The organism is Cryocola sp. 340MFSha3.1 (assembly GCF_000383315.1).
Classification (GTDB): Bacteria; Actinomycetota; Actinomycetes; order Actinomycetales; family Microbacteriaceae; genus Leifsonia.
This window is the reverse complement of the sequence record NZ_KB911087.1, coordinates 730,208-745,777: the sequence shown is the minus strand read 5'-3', so window position 1 is coordinate 745,777 and position 15,570 is coordinate 730,208. Positions and strand designations below refer to the sequence as shown.

At 71.3% G+C, this 15,570-nt stretch carries 13 protein-coding genes; 3 read left to right on the top strand and 10 right to left on the bottom strand.

The features are described from left to right. Positions 1–21: 21 nt before the first annotated feature. The 9 genes from H284_RS0103540 to H284_RS0103500 form a co-directional block, all read right to left on the bottom strand. Positions 22–1,062, bottom strand: a complete 1,041-nt coding sequence (locus H284_RS0103540) for a sulfate/molybdate ABC transporter ATP-binding protein (RefSeq protein ID WP_020075178.1) — start codon at positions 1,060–1,062, stop codon at positions 22–24. After that, positions 1,059–1,874, bottom strand: coding sequence for an ABC transporter permease (locus tag H284_RS0103535; protein ID WP_020075177.1), 816 nt, complete (start codon positions 1,872–1,874; stop codon positions 1,059–1,061). Before H284_RS0103535 ends, H284_RS0103540 begins: the two co-directional genes overlap by 4 nt. Positions 1,875–1,890: 16 nt before the next feature. Then, entirely contained in the window at positions 1,891–2,700 is an 810-nt protein-coding gene (modA, locus tag H284_RS0103530; protein ID WP_020075176.1) for a molybdate ABC transporter substrate-binding protein, read from the bottom strand. Continuing rightward, positions 2,697–3,101: a TOBE domain-containing protein gene (locus H284_RS0103525; protein WP_018190417.1), complete on the bottom strand. Its 405-nt coding sequence runs from the start codon at positions 3,099–3,101 to the stop codon at positions 2,697–2,699. Before H284_RS0103525 ends, modA begins: the two co-directional genes overlap by 4 nt. Before the next feature lie 36 nt (positions 3,102–3,137). Beyond that, entirely contained in the window at positions 3,138–3,551 is a 414-nt protein-coding gene (locus H284_RS0103520; RefSeq protein WP_018190418.1) for a molybdenum cofactor biosynthesis protein MoaE, read from the bottom strand. Next, the gene (gene moaCB / locus H284_RS0103515) at positions 3,548–4,540 is read right to left on the bottom strand and encodes a bifunctional molybdenum cofactor biosynthesis protein MoaC/MoaB (protein WP_020075175.1); all 993 of its coding nucleotides are present in this window, start codon (positions 4,538–4,540) and stop codon (positions 3,548–3,550) included. The genes H284_RS0103520 and moaCB overlap by 4 nt, the downstream gene beginning before the upstream one ends. Further along, complete coding sequence (locus H284_RS0103510; RefSeq protein WP_020075174.1) at positions 4,537–5,766, bottom strand: molybdopterin molybdotransferase MoeA; 1,230 nt, start codon at positions 5,764–5,766, stop codon at positions 4,537–4,539. Before H284_RS0103510 ends, moaCB begins: the two co-directional genes overlap by 4 nt. A gap of 113 nt (positions 5,767–5,879) precedes the next feature. After that, complete coding sequence (locus tag H284_RS0103505; RefSeq protein WP_020075173.1) at positions 5,880–7,010, bottom strand: ThiF family adenylyltransferase; 1,131 nt, start codon at positions 7,008–7,010, stop codon at positions 5,880–5,882. A 12-nt stretch (positions 7,011–7,022) separates the two neighbouring features. Further along, the gene (locus H284_RS0103500; RefSeq protein ID WP_020075172.1) at positions 7,023–8,549 is read right to left on the bottom strand and encodes a molybdopterin-dependent oxidoreductase; all 1,527 of its coding nucleotides are present in this window, start codon (positions 8,547–8,549) and stop codon (positions 7,023–7,025) included. Positions 8,550–8,643: 94 nt separating this feature from the next. Between H284_RS0103500 and H284_RS0103495 the strand changes: the two genes are divergently transcribed. The 3 genes from H284_RS0103495 (at position 8,644) to H284_RS0103485 (ending at position 12,935) form a co-directional block, all read left to right on the top strand. Next, entirely contained in the window at positions 8,644–11,247 is a 2,604-nt protein-coding gene (locus tag H284_RS0103495; RefSeq protein WP_020075171.1) for a DUF3516 domain-containing protein, read from the top strand. A 144-nt stretch (positions 11,248–11,391) separates the two neighbouring features. Further along, positions 11,392–12,606, top strand: a complete 1,215-nt coding sequence (locus H284_RS0103490) for an inorganic phosphate transporter (protein WP_020075170.1) — start codon at positions 11,392–11,394, stop codon at positions 12,604–12,606. Continuing rightward, positions 12,603–12,935: a hypothetical protein gene (locus H284_RS0103485; protein ID WP_020075169.1), complete on the top strand. Its 333-nt coding sequence runs from the start codon at positions 12,603–12,605 to the stop codon at positions 12,933–12,935. Before H284_RS0103490 ends, H284_RS0103485 begins: the two co-directional genes overlap by 4 nt. 26 nt (positions 12,936–12,961) lie before the next feature. Here H284_RS0103485 and H284_RS0103480 read toward each other — a convergent pair whose 3' ends face one another. Beyond that, the gene (locus tag H284_RS0103480; protein ID WP_020075168.1) at positions 12,962–15,436 is read right to left on the bottom strand and encodes a MucBP domain-containing protein; all 2,475 of its coding nucleotides are present in this window, start codon (positions 15,434–15,436) and stop codon (positions 12,962–12,964) included. Between the last annotated feature and the right edge of the window lie 134 nt (positions 15,437–15,570).

Here is a 15,570-nt window from a genome sequence, read left to right as displayed (position 1 = left end):
GTGGGCGGAGGCCCGAGGGGGTCAGGCGGGGTAGACGGTTGCGGCGGAGGGCGGAACGTCGAGGGTGACGCGGTCGCCGACGCGGAGGCGGAGGTCCGCCACGTCGGCGGGCGGCACCAGCGCGTCGAGGCGGTCGGTGCGCACGCGGACGAGGTCGGCCTGCGGCTCCAGACCGGTCACCGTCGCGTGGATGCGCTCGGGCCGGTCGCTCCCATCACCGTCGGGCAGCACGCGCACCGCGGACGGACGTACCGCCGCCAGCGCCCGAGCGCCCACCTCGACGGGCGCGACCGCGCTGCCGCGCAGTCGCATCCCGTCGCCGGTGACGAGCCCGTCGGCCGTCCGTGCCCCGGCTACCAGCGTCAGCCCCGACAGCTCAGCGGTGAAGGGGTTCCGTGGCCGTTCGAGCACCTGTCGCATCGGCCCCTGCTCGACCACGCGACCCTCGTGCATGACCGCTACTCGGTCGGCGAGGAGGTACGCGTCCAGCGCGTCGTGCGTGACGAGGACCGTCGTGCGCCCCGCCAGCACCCCGGCGAGCGTGCCTCGCAGCTCTGCAGCGACAGCGACATCCAGCGCAGACAGCGGCTCGTCGAGGAGTAGCAGTCGCGGCTCGGCGGCCAGCGCCCGCGCGACAGCGACACGCTGCGCCTGCCCACCGGACAGCTCGGCGGGGCGCCGGTCGGCGAACTCCGCCGTCGCGGTCCGGCGCATCCACTCGTCGGCCCGCTCGGCGGCGTCGGCACGGCCGGCACCGGACGACCGGGGCCCGAAGGCCACGTTGTCGCGGACGCTGAGATGCGGGAACAGCAGGGCGTCCTGCGCGAGCAGCGCGACGCCCCGCTGATGCGGCGGCCGCCAGGTGCCGGGGAGGTTGAACAGGGTATGGTCGCCGAGCGTCGCACGGCCCTCGTCGGGTCGGACGAGCCCGGCCAGCATCCCGAGCACCGTCGACTTGCCCGCGCCGTTCGGCCCGAGCAGGGCGAGCGTCTCGCCGTCGGCGACGGTGAGCTCGACCGCGACGTCTCGCGCGGCGAGCGACGCCGCCAGGTGGAGGCTCACGCCGCCCTCGCGCGAACGTCGGCATCGGCGCTCACCCGGCGCGGTCGGAGCCCCTCGCCCGCTCCGTGGGCCACCGCGACCACGGCGATGGCGACGGCCACCAGGACCAGCGACAACGCGACGGCGGCATCGGGATCGGTCTCCCGCTGCAGGTAGATCTCCAGCGGCAGCGTCCGGGTGACCCCCTGCAGACTGCCCGCGAACGTCAGGGTCGCGCCGAACTCGCCGAGCGCCCGAGCGAACGACAGGATCGACCCGGAGACGATCGCCGGAAGCACCAGCGGCAACGTCACGCGGAACAGCACCGTGGATGGCCGTGCACCGAGCGTCGCCGCCACCGCCTCGTAGCGCTCCCCGGCAGAGCGCAGTGCGCCCTCCAGGCTGAGCACCAGGAAGGGGAGGGCGACGAACGTCTGCGCGATCACCACCGCGGGCGTCGAGAAGGCCACTTCGAGCGCACCGCCGAGCAGCCCACGGCGGCCGTAGAGGGCGAGCAGCGCGAGGCCGCCCACGACCGGCGGCAGCACGAGCGGCAGCAGCACGACCGCCCGCACGACCCGGCTCCCTGTGAAGGGCACGCGGGCGAGCACGATCGCCATCGGGACGCCGAGCACCAGACAGGCGGCGGTCGCCAGCAGCGACGTGCGCAGGCTGAGGAGGAGCGCATCCACCGACGACGGCGAGGTGATGAGGGGGATGAAGTCCGCCCAGTCGACGCGGGCCGCCATCGCGATCAGCGGGAGCACGATGAACAGGCCGCCGACGGCGGCGACCACCACGATCCAGCGCGGAACCCCCAGCCGGATGCTCATCGCCGACCCGTGCCGGTCACGGTGCCCCGAACCCGGCGGCGGCGAGCACCGCGCGCCCCGCGGGCCCGGTCACGTACGCGACGAACGCCCTCGCGCCCGCGGCGTTCGGCGCCTGGGCCACGACGGAGATCGGATAGACGTTGACGGTCTTCGCCGCCTCCGGGAACGGAACGGATTCGACCGCCGAGCCGGCACCCTTCACATCGGTGGCGTAGACGATCCCCGCGTCCGCCTCGCCCGATGTCACTTTGCCGAGGACGTCCGTCACCGACGACTCCTGGCTCACCGGCGTCAGGGTGACGCCGGCCGACTTCTCCACCTTCGCGGTGGTGGCACCGCACGGCACCTGCGGCGCACACACGACCGTCTTGACGGAGGGGGAGGCCAGATCGGCGAAGCCCGTTACGTGCGCCGGGTTGCCGGGCGGCACCGCGATGGCGAGCACGTTCGTCGCGAAGTCCACGGGCGAGCCGCTGGTGACCTTCGCATCCACCGCCTTCGTCATGTTCGCCTCATCGGCCGACGCGAACACGTCCGCCGGGGCGCCGGCGGTCAGCTGCGAGACCAGATCCGAGGAGCCGGCGAACGAGAACGTGACCTTCGCGCCGGGATGCGCGGCCTCGAACCGCGTGCCGAGTTCGGTGAACGTCTTCGTGAGCGAGGCGGCGGCGAACACCGTGATCGTGCCGGTCACGCCGTCCGAGGGGCGCGGAGCCGACGGCGTGGATGCGGCCGGGCTGCTGCATCCGGACAGAGCCAGAGCGACGACCGCGATGGCTGCGACACCTGCGCTCGCCAGCCGGGCGATGCGACGAAGCCCGGTCATCGGGCCACCGCCGGAGCCTCGACGATGACGTTGGTCGCCTTGACGACGGCGACCGCCACCGACCCGAGCTCGAGGCCCAGCTCGCGCACGGCCTCGCTGCTGATGAGCGACACCACGCGATGCGGGCCGCACTGCAGTTCGACCTGGGCCATCACCCGATCCATGACGATGTCGGTCACGAGCCCGACGAAACGGTTGCGCGCCGAGCCCGCGACGCCGGACGGGTCGCCGGGCAGCACTGCGTTCTGCTTGGCCAGCTGAGCGAGCTCGAGTCCGTCGACGACGGTGCGGCCGGCCTCGTCGCGAGCACTCCCGAGCACACCGCCGTCGATCCAGCGGCGCACGGTGTCGTCGCTCACCCCGAGGTAGAGGGCGGCGTCCTTGATCCGAATCTGCGGCATGGATGCCATCCTACGGCCGCAGATGCGGAAATCGAGCTAGAGCCCCACCCACTCCGAGTCACCGTCGGTGAAGTGCTGCCGCTTCCAGATCGGCACCCGCGCCTTGATGATCTCGACCAGCTCGGCGCACGCGGCGAAGGCCTCGGCGCGGTGCGGCGCGGCGACCGCGGCGATCAGGGCGAGATCGCCGATGGTGAGCGAGCCGACGCGGTGCTGCGCGGCCACCCGCAGCCCGGTCGTCCGTGCGACCTCCTCGCAGCACTCCCGGAGGAACGTCTCCGCCTCGGGATGCGCGCGGTAGTCGAGCGACACGACACCCTTGCCGCCGTCGTGGTCGCGCACGATCCCCTGGAAGGACACGACGGCCCCAGCATCAGTGCGCCAGACGAACTCGTCGACGGTCGACGGCTCCAGCGGGTCGTCCGTGACGGTGGCCAGGATGTCGCTCATGCGTGGTCTCCTCCCCGCAGCTGGTCGAGCAGGTGCGGGAGCAGGTCGTCCAGCACCGCGAGCCCGTCGGCGACGCCGCCGCGCGAGCCGGGCAGGTTGACGATGAGCGTCGATCCCGCGACGCCGACCACCCCGCGGCTGAGCGCGGCGAGAGGCGTGGCGGATGCGCCGCGCGCACGCAGGGCCTCGGCGACGCCCGGAAGCTGCCGGTCGAGCAGTGCCGCAGTGGCCTCCGGCGTGCGGTCGGTGGGCGAGACGCCCGTTCCGCCCGTCGTGATGAGCACGCGGGGACGCTCGGCGACCGCCTGGCGCAGGGCCGCATCCACCTCGGCGTCGGCGACGACACGCACGTCGGCCGGGAGGCGGCGCTCCGCCAGCCAGTCGGCGATCACCGGACCGGTGGTGTCCTCGTAGACGCCGGCCGCGGCCCGGGTGGAGGCCACGAGCACGATCGCGGGCACGGCGACGGCCGGCTCCATGGATGCGGACTCAGCCGGCGCCTCCACCTCCTCGCCATCGCGCCGCCACTCGCCGCGCTTACCGCCGCTCTTCGCGACCAGGCGGATGTCGGTGAGGCTGGCGGCCGGATCCACCGCCTTGACCATGTCGTGCAGGGTGAGGCCGGCGACCGCGACGGCCGTGAGCGCCTCCATCTCGACGCCCGTGCGACCGTGTGTCCGCGCGACCACCTCGATATCGATCGCGCCCGCCTTGGGGTCGAGCTCGAAGTCGACGCGCACGCTGTTCAGCGGAAGCGGATGGCAGAGCGGGATGAGCTCGCTCGTGCGCTTCGCCCCGCCGATGCCCGCGATACGCGCGGTGGCCAGCACATCCGCTTTGGGCAGGTCGTCGGCGGCGACCAGGCGGATCACCTCGGGGGTGGTGACGAACCGGCCGCGCGCGACAGCTTCGCGGTCCGTCTCGGGCTTGCCGCCGACGTCGACCATGCGGGCGCGGCCGTCGGAATCGAGGTGGGTGAGCTGCGTCATAGTGTCCAGACTGTCACGGCCGCGCCGGCGTCGAGCGCCTCCGCCTCGGCGGGCACGTCGATGAGGACGTCGGCGCGGGCCATCCCGGCGACGAGGTGCGACGACGGGCCGGAGACGGGGGACACGGCACCCGAGTCGTCGAGGCTGCCGCGGAGGAACTGCCGCTTCCCGGGGACGGACCGCAGGCCTTCGCTCAGCGCGGCCTCGACCGGGGGCACGGCCGGAAGACCGGCCGCCGCGCGCAGCGGGTCGCGGAGGAACACGACGAACGACACCTGCGTGCTGACCGGGTTGCCCGGGAATGCGAACACCGGGACGCCGCCCACCACGGCGGTCGCCTGCGGGCCGCCGGGCTGCATCGCGACGGTCGTCACGTCGGCGCCGTGGGGGAGCAGCACCTCGCGGACGACCTCGTAGGCCCCGCGGGAGATGCCGCCGGAGGTGATGACGAGGTCGCTGCGGTGCAACGCGTCGTCCAGGATGCGTTCGAACGCCGCCGGGTCGTCGTCGCTGCTCGCGCGCACCGACACGGTCGCGCCCGCCTCCTCGACGAGCGCCGCGAGGGCGATGCCGTTGGCGTCGTACACCTGTCCGAAGACCGGTGTGCCGGAGCCGACGAGCTCGGTCCCGGTCGTGAGCACGGCCACGCGGAGGCGTGCCCGCACACGAACACTCGCGATGCCCGCGGCCGCGAGGGCGGCGAGGTGCCGGGGGCCGAGCCGGGTGCCCGCGGGGAGGAGCACATCCCCTCGGTGCACGTCGCTCCCGCGCTCGCGCACGTACTCGCCTGCGCGGCGCGACCGGCGGATCTCGACGATCGCCCCGGCCAGGTCGTCGTCGCGGCCGAGCACGAGTTCGGTGTCCTCCACGGGCACGATCGTGTCGGCGCCGGACGGCACGGGTGCACCGGTCATGATGCGCAGCGCGGTGCCGGCGATCAACGTCATGGGGCTGGTGTGCCCGGCCGGGATGTCGCCCGACACCTCCAGTGCGACGGGCACCGACCGGATGTCGGCCGCGCGCACCGCGTAGCCGTCCATCTGCGAGTTGCGGAACAGCGGGAGGTCGACCTCCGACCGCACCTCGTCGGCGGTCACCCGGCCGAGCGCCGCCTCGAGCGGGACCGTCTCGATGTCGGGCTCCTCGGAGAGCGGCTCGAGCATCCGCGCGATGATGCCGGCGTGGTCTTCGACGCTGCGCGGGTGCGCGGAGGGATCGCCTGTCATGCGTTCAGTATCCCGCGTCCGTCCGTCTCGCGGCGTGCTGCTTCGCGGCGCACATTCGTGCCGAATGTGCGTTTACGCGCGCCCATTCCGCACATTCGGCACGAATCGCGGCGTCAGTAGCGTGGCATTCCGGGGTCGACGTCTCGTGCCCAGGCGTCGAGGCCGCCGGCGAGCACCAGGCCGGGCCTGCCCGCGTCGGCGAGCAAGCGGCGCGCGGTCTCTGCTCGGATGCCGTGGTGGCAGACGATCACGAGCGGCGCGTCGGGCAGCCGCTCGGCCACTCCGGCCGCGTCGCGCTCCACGACGCCGAGCGGCACCAGCAGCGAGTCGGGCAGCTCGACGATGTCGGCCTCCCACGGCTCGCGCACGTCCAGCAGCGTGTGCGGTTCACCCGCCACGAGCCGCGCGTGCAGCTCGGCGGGCGACATCGTGTCGGTCACCCCGCAGAACAGGTCGTAGTCGATCAGCTCCGTGACGGGTGCCGCCTCCGGATCGCGCTCGTAGGCCAGCTCGCGGAACGTCCCGCGCAACCCGTCGTGGATGACGACCCGGCCGAGCAGCGGATCGCCCGTCCCGGTCACCAGCTTGATCGCCTCGCTGACCATCAGCCCGCCGATCACGCCGCACATCGACGGCAGCGCGCCCGCCTCGGCGCAGCTCGCCACCGTGCCCGGCGCGGGCGGCACCGGGAACAGGTCGCGGTAGGTCGGCCCGTGCGCGGCCCAGCTGAGCCCCGCCTGGCCGCCGGTCTGGTGCACGGCGCCCCACACGACGGGGATGCCCGCGAGCGTCGCCGCGTCATCCACCAGATACCGGGTCGGGAAGTTGTCGCTGCCGTCGAGCACCAGGTCGAACCCGGCGAGGATGCCCGGCGCGTTCTGCGACGTCAGCCGCTCGGCGTACAGGCGCAGCTCCACCTCGTCGTCCAGGGCGCGCACGGCGTCCGCGGCGGACTCAACTTTGGCGCGCCCGACAGCGGCGGGCGTGTGGATGGCCTGCCGCGGCAGGTTGCTCGGCTCCACCCGGTCGTCGTCGACGATCCCGATCGTTCCGACCCCGGCCGAGGCGAGCAGCGGGAGCACCGCCGAGCCCAGTCCGCCGGCACCGACGACGAGCACGCGCGCCGCCCGCAGCCGGCGCTGGGCGACCGGTCCGAAGCCGGGCAGCTGCGTGGTGCGGGCGTAGCGGGCCGTCCGCTCGGCGGACAGTTCGGGACCGGGTTCGACCAGAGGCGGGAGGGCCATACGCTCAGCCAATCACACCACCGTGACGCGCACCGAGTGCAGGCCGGTCGCGCCGTCGGGCACGACGTCCCGTACGGCGGCCGTCTGCACCTTCCCCTTCGCGTCCGTCGCGCGGACCCGGAGTGTGTGGGCGCCAGGCGTTGCCTCCCAGGCGAACCGCCACTGCCGCCAGGTGTCGGCCGAGATGGCGTCCGCGAGGGTCGCCTGCTGCCAGGGCCCGTCATCCACTTTCACCTGCACCGCGCTGACGCCGACGTGCTGCGACCAGGCCACCCCGGCCACCGCGACGGTCCCGGCCTTCACCTGCCGGCCGGCGGCGGGGACGTCGATCCGGGACGACAGCTTCACCGGCCCGCGCTCCGACCAGCCGCGGTCGGTCCAGTACGAGGTGTGCTGGTCGAAGCGCGTGACCTCCATCGACACCACCCACTTGGTGGCCGACACGTAGCCGTAGAGGCCCGGCACGACCATCCGGACGGGATAGCCGTGCTCGAGCGGCAGCGGCTGGCCGTTCATCCCGACGGCGAGGATGGCGTTGCGCTCATCGGTCAGCGTCTCGATCGGGGTGCTCGCCGTCCACCCGTCCTGGCTGGTCGACAGCACCATGTCGGCGTCGGCGGACGGCTTGGCGCGTGCGAGCAGGTGACGGATCGGGTACCCGAGCCAGGTCGCGTTGCCGATCAGGTCGCCGCCGACCTCGTTGGAGACGCAGGTGAGCGTCGTCGTGGACTCCTCCAGCGGCAGCGCCAGCAGCTGGGCGAAGGTCAGCTCGACCTCGTTCTCGACCATGCCGGTGATGCGGAGTTTCCAGTCGTTCGGGTCGATCCCGGGGATCTGCAGCGCCGTGTCGATGCGGTAGAAGTCGGCGTTCGGCGTGACGATCGGCGACAGCCCCGGGATGTCGAACGACGCTCCGGCCGGGATGGGCGGGGCCGTCTCCGCCGGCTTGGGCAGCCGGATCGCCGCGCGGGTGGCGGAGGCCGCCCGGAAGCCGCCGGCCACCACCTGGCCGACGATCAGGGCGAGCGCCCCTCCGGCTGCGGTCGCGGCGGTCGAGCCGACGAACCGGCGGCGGGAGACCCGGCCGTTCGGCGCGACCCGCGTCGGCTCGGTGTCGCGCAGCATCCGCATGAGCCAGCCGAGAAGCAGGATGGCGACGCCGGCCGCGAGCACCGACGGCACCGCGTCCACGATGCTGTTCCCCGAGCGGGTGACCGCGGCCAGCACCCCGACCGCTCCGCCGAGGCCGATGAGGATTCGTCCGAGCGGCGGCCGCACCCGCTCCAGCCAGCCCGCGATCCCTGCGCCGACAACGACGACGACGGCCAGCGACACGATGAGGAACGCCTTGTCGCCGGTCCCGAACAGGCCGATGACGGCCTCCTTCAGCCACGGCGGCGCGAGGTCGATGAGCAGCGCGCCGACGGTGAGGATCTGGCTGCCGTTCTGCACGACGAACGCACTCACCAGCTCGGCCACGCCGACGCCCGCGACAACGCTCGCGACGCCGGCCCCGGCCGGCCGCCAGAAGTCGGACATGGGGCAAACCTATGACTACCGCCTGAGCGCGCGCCACGAGCACGTCGAGCGCGCGCCACGAGCGCCCGCCGCGACGTGGGAGGCTGGGGGCATCATGTCCGATGCCTCGCCGTCCTCCGCCGCACCCCAGAGCCCCCGGCGACTCCGCCTCGAGGACATCCCCGGCTGGGCCGGCCCCGGCTCCGTCACCGAGGACGCCGTGTACGACACCTTCGTCGCCTGGGTGGAGGAGGGCGGCATCCGGCTGTACCCGGCCCAGGACGAGTCGGTGATCGAGATCGTCGGCGGCGCCAATCTCATCCTGAGCACACCCACAGGCACAGGCAAGTCGCTGGTGGCGGTCGGCGCCCACTTCGCGGCGCTCGCCCGCGGGGAGCGCACGTATTACACCGCGCCGATCAAGGCGCTGGTCTCGGAGAAGTTCTTCGCGCTCGCCGACATCTTCGGTGCAGAGAACGTCGGCATGACGACCGGCGACTCGGCGGTGAACCCGGATGCGCCGATCATGTGCGCGACGGCGGAGATCCTGGCGAACCTCGCGCTCCGCCACGGCGACGAGACGCCCGTCGGCCAAGTCGTCATGGATGAGTTCCACTTCTACTCCGACCCCGACCGCGGCTGGGCGTGGCAGGTTCCGCTGCTGACCCTCCCGCACACCCAGTTCGTGCTCATGTCGGCGACCCTCGGTGACGTGACCGCGCTCGCGGAGGACCTGGAGCGCCGCACCGGGCGGACCACCGCGACCGTGACGGGTGTCGAGCGACCCGTTCCTCTGCACTACTACTACGAGGTCACGCCCGTCCACGAGACGATCGAAGACCTGCTGAGCACCGGTCAGGCTCCCGTCTACGTCGTGCACTTCTCGCAGCTGGCCGCGCTCGAGCGTGCGCAGTCGCTCTCCAGCGCGAAGATCGCCACGCGGGAGCAGCGGGATGCGATCGCCGAGCTGATCGGGGGGTTCCGCTTCACGACGAGCTTCGGCAAGACGCTGTCCCGCCTGCTGCGGCAGGGCATCGGCGTGCACCACGCGGGGATGCTGCCCAAGTACCGCCGGCTCGTCGAGCAGCTCGCCCAGCGCGGGATGCTGCGCGTCATCTGCGGCACGGACACCCTCGGCGTCGGCATCAACGTGCCCATCCGGACTGTGCTCCTCACGGCGCTCACCAAGTTCGACGGCACGCGGATGCGGCACCTGAACGCCCGAGAGTTCCACCAGATCGCCGGGCGCGCGGGCCGCGCGGGATACGACACCGCCGGCACCGTCGTCGCCCAGGCGCCCGAGCACGAGTCCGAGAACCTGAAGGCGCTGGAGAAGGCCGGGGACGACCCGAAGAAGCGCCGCAAGATCGTCCGCAAGAAGGCGCCGGAGGGCTTCGTCTCGTGGGGCGAGCCGTCGTTCCGGCGTCTGATCGAGGCGGAGCCGGAGACGCTCACCTCCTCCATGCAGATCACCAGCGCCATGCTCATCAACGTGATCGGCCGCGGCGGCGACGTGTACGGGCACGTGCACGCGCTCGTCTTCGACAACCACGAGCCGTGGAAGCGCCAGCTCGCCCTCGCTCGGCGTGCGATCGAGCTGTACCGTTCGCTGCTGACCGCCGGCGTCGTCGAGGCGGTCAGGACCGGCGACGGCGTCGAGATCCGGCTGACCGTGGACCTGCAGCCCAACTTCGCCCTCAACCAGCCGCTGTCGCCGTTCGCGCTCGCCGCCTTCGAACTGTTCGACCGGGAGTCGCCGTCGTACGCGCTCGACATCGTCTCGGTCGTGGAGGCGACGCTCGACGACCCGCGGCCGGTGCTCTCCGCCCAGCAGTTCCAGGCGCGCGGCGAGGCCGTCGCCGCGATGAAGGCCGACGGCGTGGAGTACGAGGAGCGCATGGAGGCGCTCGAGGAGGTGACGCATCCCAAGCCCCACGACGTGCTGCTCCACGAGGCGTTCGCCACCTACGCGTCCAGCCAGCCGTGGGTCGCCGACTTCGCGCTCAGCCCGAAGTCGGTCGTGCGCGACCTCTACGAGCGGGCGGTGACGTTCGGCGAGTTCATCGCGTTCTACAAGCTGGCGAGGTCGGAGGGCGTCGTGCTCCGCTACCTCTCCGACGCCTACCGCGCGCTCAACCAGACGGTCCCGCTGGAGGCCCGCACGGAGGATCTGCGCGACATCATCGAGTGGCTGGGCGAGCTCGTGCGCCAGGTCGACTCCAGCCTCCTCGACGAGTGGGAAGAACTCGTGCACCCGGATGCGGCCAAGCACGCCGCCGAGTCCACAGAGCTCGCCCCTCCCGCGCCACGGAACGTCACCACCAACCGGCGCGCCTTCTTCGTGCTGGTACGCAACGAGCTGTTCCGCCGCATCCAGCTCGCCGCCCTCGACCGCGTCCACGATCTCGGGGCGCTGGAGGCCGAAGCGGCCGCGCTCGCCGGGGGAGCCGCGCCCTTCACGGAAGCGCAATGGGATGCGGCTCTGGAGGGCTACTACGCCGAGCACGACGAGATCCTCACCGACGCCTCTGCACGCTCCGCACAGATGATCCTGGTGGACGAGAAGCCCGACGGAGCCGAGGGGATCTGGCGGGTGCGCCAGATCATCGCCGACCCCGAGGGCGACCACGACTGGGGCATCACCGCGGACGTCCTCCTCGAGGACTCCGCACGCGAGGGCGTCGCGGTGATCCGGGTCACGGGGGTCGGCCGGTTCTAGCCCCGCGAACGGGGTCGCAGCGGGTTTGACCTGACTGAGGCGTCGTGTGAGTATCGTCACGGTGTCGTAACGCGCCAGGTCCCTTGCATGAACCTCCGATGAACGTTTGCGTCGGGGGAGGCATCCCACACGAGAAAGAGAACGGTGGACCTCACCCTCATCGTCGTGCTGGTCATCGCGCTGGCGCTCTTCTTCGACTTCACGAACGGCTTCCACGACACGGCCAACGCGATGGCGACCCCCATCGCGACGGGCGCCATGCGGCCGAAGGTCGCCGTTGCCCTCGCCGCCGTGCTCAACCTCATCGGAGCGTTCCTCTCCACGGAGGTCGCCAAGACCATCTCCGGCGGCATCATCAAGGAGGGTGAGGGCGGCGTGCAGATCACGCCGGTGCTCATCTTCGCCGGACTCGTCGGGGCGATCGTGTGGAACATGATCACCTGGCTGTACGGTCTGCCGTCGTCGTCCAGCCACGCGCTGTTCGGCGGCCTCATCGGGGCCGCGATCGTCGGCGCCGGGCTCCAATCGGTCGACTTCGTCGTCGTTCTGGACAAGGTCATCCTGCCGGCCATCATCGCCCCGTTCACGGCGGGTGTCGTCGCGTGGAGCGCGACCAAGCTTGCCTACTGGATCACGCGACGCTACGACGGGCGCCCCGACGGCCGCGGCGGCTTCCGGTACGGGCAGATCTTCTCGTCCTCGCTCGTCGCGCTGTCGCACGGCACCAACGACGCCCAGAAGACCATGGGCGTCATCACCCTGACGCTCATCTCCGCCGGCCTGCAGCCGACCGGTTCCGGCCCGGAAATCTGGGTCGTCATCGCGTGTGCGCTCGCCATCGCGATCGGCACGTACTCGGGCGGCTGGCGCATCATCCGCACCCTCGGCCGCGGCCTCACCGAGGTGAAACCGGCGCAGGGATTCGCGGCGGAGACGAGCACGGCGGCCACCATCCTCGCGTCCAGCCACCTCGGCTTCGCCCTCTCGACCACGCAGGTCGCCTCGGGTTCCGTGATCGGCTCCGGTCTCGGCCGGCGCGGGTCGTCGGTGCGGTGGGGCACGGCGGGCCGGATCGCCATCGGCTGGCTGCTGACGCTGCCGTCCGCCGCCATCGTCGGTGCCGTCGCCGGGCTGCTCGCCAACGTCGGACCGATCGGTGTCGTCATTGACACCGTGGTCGGCACCGCGGTCGTCGTCTACATCTTCTGGCGTGCGCGTCGCAACCGCGTCAGCAGTGAGAACGCCGTCAAGCCGCTGCCGGTGCAGGGCAAGAGCGAGGTCGCGGCGTCCGGCAAGGTCGTCAAGATCGAGAAGGTCAAGCCGCTCAAGCGGGAGCGGCGCAGGAGGGAGTCCGCATGATCGACTGGGCGTCCTTCCTCGTCGTCTTCGGCGCAGCGCTGGTCGGCTCGTGCGTCGTCGTAGCTCTCTACGCGCTCGGGACGCGTCTCCTGGCCGCGGCCGGCCGCGCGCTGTTCGTCGAGCCGGTCGAGTTCACCGACGCCATCACCGTGCTGACCCCGGAGCGCGCGGCCAAGCTGCAGCGCAAGGCCGAGAAGGCGCAGCGCAAGAACCCGTTGAGCACCGGGCAGAAGCGGCTGGCGCTGACCGGCGCCTATGCGTGCTTCACCGGGTGCGCGCTGGCCGTCGTGTACGGGCTGTACCTGATCATCCCGTTCTTCCACCAGTAACGGCGGCCCACTCTTCTGGCCGAGGATCAGCCCGTCCAGGTGAGGGTCACGTGCCCGTGCGGCTCAGAGGTCATGGCCTCCTTCACTCCGGTCAGCTCTGGCGTGACGTCGAGCAGGTCGTACGTCTGCTCCACGTGGCCGACGGGCGCGACGTTGCCGTATCCGACGTCCTGGAGGGTGAACGTGGTGCTCGGGGTTCCGAGCCGGACGGAGATCTCGACGAGCGTGTCGGACTTCCGTACAGCGGTATAGGTGTTGCCGTCCTTCGTGACGGTGGCGATGCCGGCGGCATCCCAGTTCAGTGCGACGCCGCGAAGGCTGTCGCAGCGTCGTGCTCCGCTGATCGAGACGATGCGGTCCGCGTACGTGAAGGCGATGACCGGGACCGCCGCGCGATAGGTATAGCCGTTCCAGTAGATCTTGCCGGGGGCGACGGTCGTGTTCTGGAACAGGTCGACGGTCTGGCCTCCGGAGAAGGCGACCGTCGTCCGGTGGTCACCCCAGGTCACGGTGTTGTTGCCCTTCGGCGCCCGGGGCTGCGCATCCTTCCGGCCCGTCAGCTCGGACGTCACGTCGACGAACTCGACGCTGCGCTTGGCCCGACCCGTCGCCGCGCTGTTGGTGTAGCCCATCCCGGGCACGACGAGGGTGGTGGATGGTGCTTTGAGCGTCATCCGGACCTCGACCAGGGTGTCGCTCTTCCTCGTCAGCGTGACGGCGTTCCCGAGCCAGTTCACAGTAGCCGTGCCGCTCGCGGTCCAGGTGACCGGCTGGCCGTCGAACAGGTCGACGCGACGGACGCCGTCCACCTCGGTGAGCCGGTCCAGGTAGGTGAACGCGGTGACCGGGAAGGCGGTGCGGTATCCGTAGCGGGCGAAGAACTGCTCGCCGGGCGCTCGCCGGTCGACGCGGTTGATGTCGGTCGTCTCGCCCCCGGAGAAGGTCGCCGCGAGGGTGTAGTCGCCCCAGGTGAGCTGCACGTGCCCGTGCGGTTCGGTCGTCACCTCCTCCTTGACCCCGGTGAGTTGGGGGGTGATGTCGAGCAGATCGAATCTCTGGTGCACACGACCCGCTGAGGCGGAACTGGCATAGCCGAGGTTCCGGACCACGAATGTCGTGCTGGGCGTCCCCAGCTGGACGGCCACCTCGACCAGCGTGCTGGACTTCTTCGTCGCCGTGTAGGTGTTTCCGCCATCGGTGACCACCGCCGTTCCCGAGGTGTCCCAGCGCAGCGGTGCGCCAGGCAGGCTGTCGACGCGGCGCGCGCCGTCGATGCCGACGATCTGGTCGGTGTAGGTGAAGCCCGTGACGGGGGTGGCAGCGCGGTAGGTGAACGGGCTCCAGATGGTGGTCCCGGGATTCAGGGTCCTGCTCTGGGTCAGGTCGAAGGTCTCGCCGCCCACGAAGGCGACCTTCGTGGGGCTGGGGGAGTAGACCAGCGTGATGTCTGTGGTCGTCCCGGTGGTGAAGGTCGCCTCCGGCGCGGCCTTCGTCGCCTTCGGGGCCACGCTGCGATAACCGTCGATCACCGGGGCCGTGACGGTCAGCGGGTCGCCTCCCGCGCCGAAGGTGTCGACGTCGGGAGCGATGGGGCGGCCTCCCTCGTCCTGGAAATGGACGGTGGCCATCGCGGGCCTATGAAGGAACCGGGGGCTCACCGACCACATCTTCGGAAAGGCTCCCATCGGGATGCCGTTCGCATTCACGTTGCCGCTGAGGTAGTCGAGGTAGAAGGCGGCCCACTCGTTCCTCGGGTCGACGGTGTATCCGTACGCTGAGGCGTTGTGCAGGTCGGGATAGGGGAAACCCTTCCGGCTGTAGCTCATCTGGTGCCCGAGTTCGTGCAGGGCGTAGTTCGTGCTCTGCTCGATGTCGTTCGTCGGAGCGACGACCGTGGGGGCCCCGGTTCGCGGGCGGATCGTGAAGTACTCGAATCCGGCTCCCCTTGTCGTGGTGTCGTTGTAGTACGCGGGCATGGTCACCCCGCCGTTTCCGCCTTTCGACATCAGCATGATCGAGTCGTACTCGGCCGGAGCGGACCATTCCGCGAAGCGGTCCGCGAACTCCCACTCGTGCAGGCGTCGATCCGAGTCTCTCCCGGCGTAGGGTTCGTCGATCCACTTCACGGTCGCGGTCGCCCGCACCCCGGCCCGGCTCGTGAGGAGGTACACGAACTGATCGACCACATACTGCGTGTACTTCTTCTCGTCGGCCGTGACGATGTGACGAGCGGGGTCGCCCGGGAAGGTGACGTCCGAGACCCCGACGAACAGGAACTTCCAGGTCGGCTTGGAGAGCGGAGCCGTGTAGTCCCGGGCGGCCCCCTGCCTCTTCGCCTGATCGACCGCGCGGCTGACGATCTCCGACGCCGCCATCGGGGTGGAGGCGGCACTCGCAGGAGCGACGGTGCCCAACGGGACCGCGGCGGCACCGAGGAGGATGCCGGCCGTGACGGCGGTCGCGACCGCGGCCTGCCTGAGGGATCGAGGAGATCGGGCCATGGTGCTCTCTGTTCGAAGGTGTGGCCGCGTCAGCGGCTTCCGGGCCGCCGGGTGTGGAGGCCTTCACCCTGCAAGACGTGCGTTATCCGCATTCGTGACGCGGGCACGCCGAAGGGCTGGAGGATCCGTCCGGA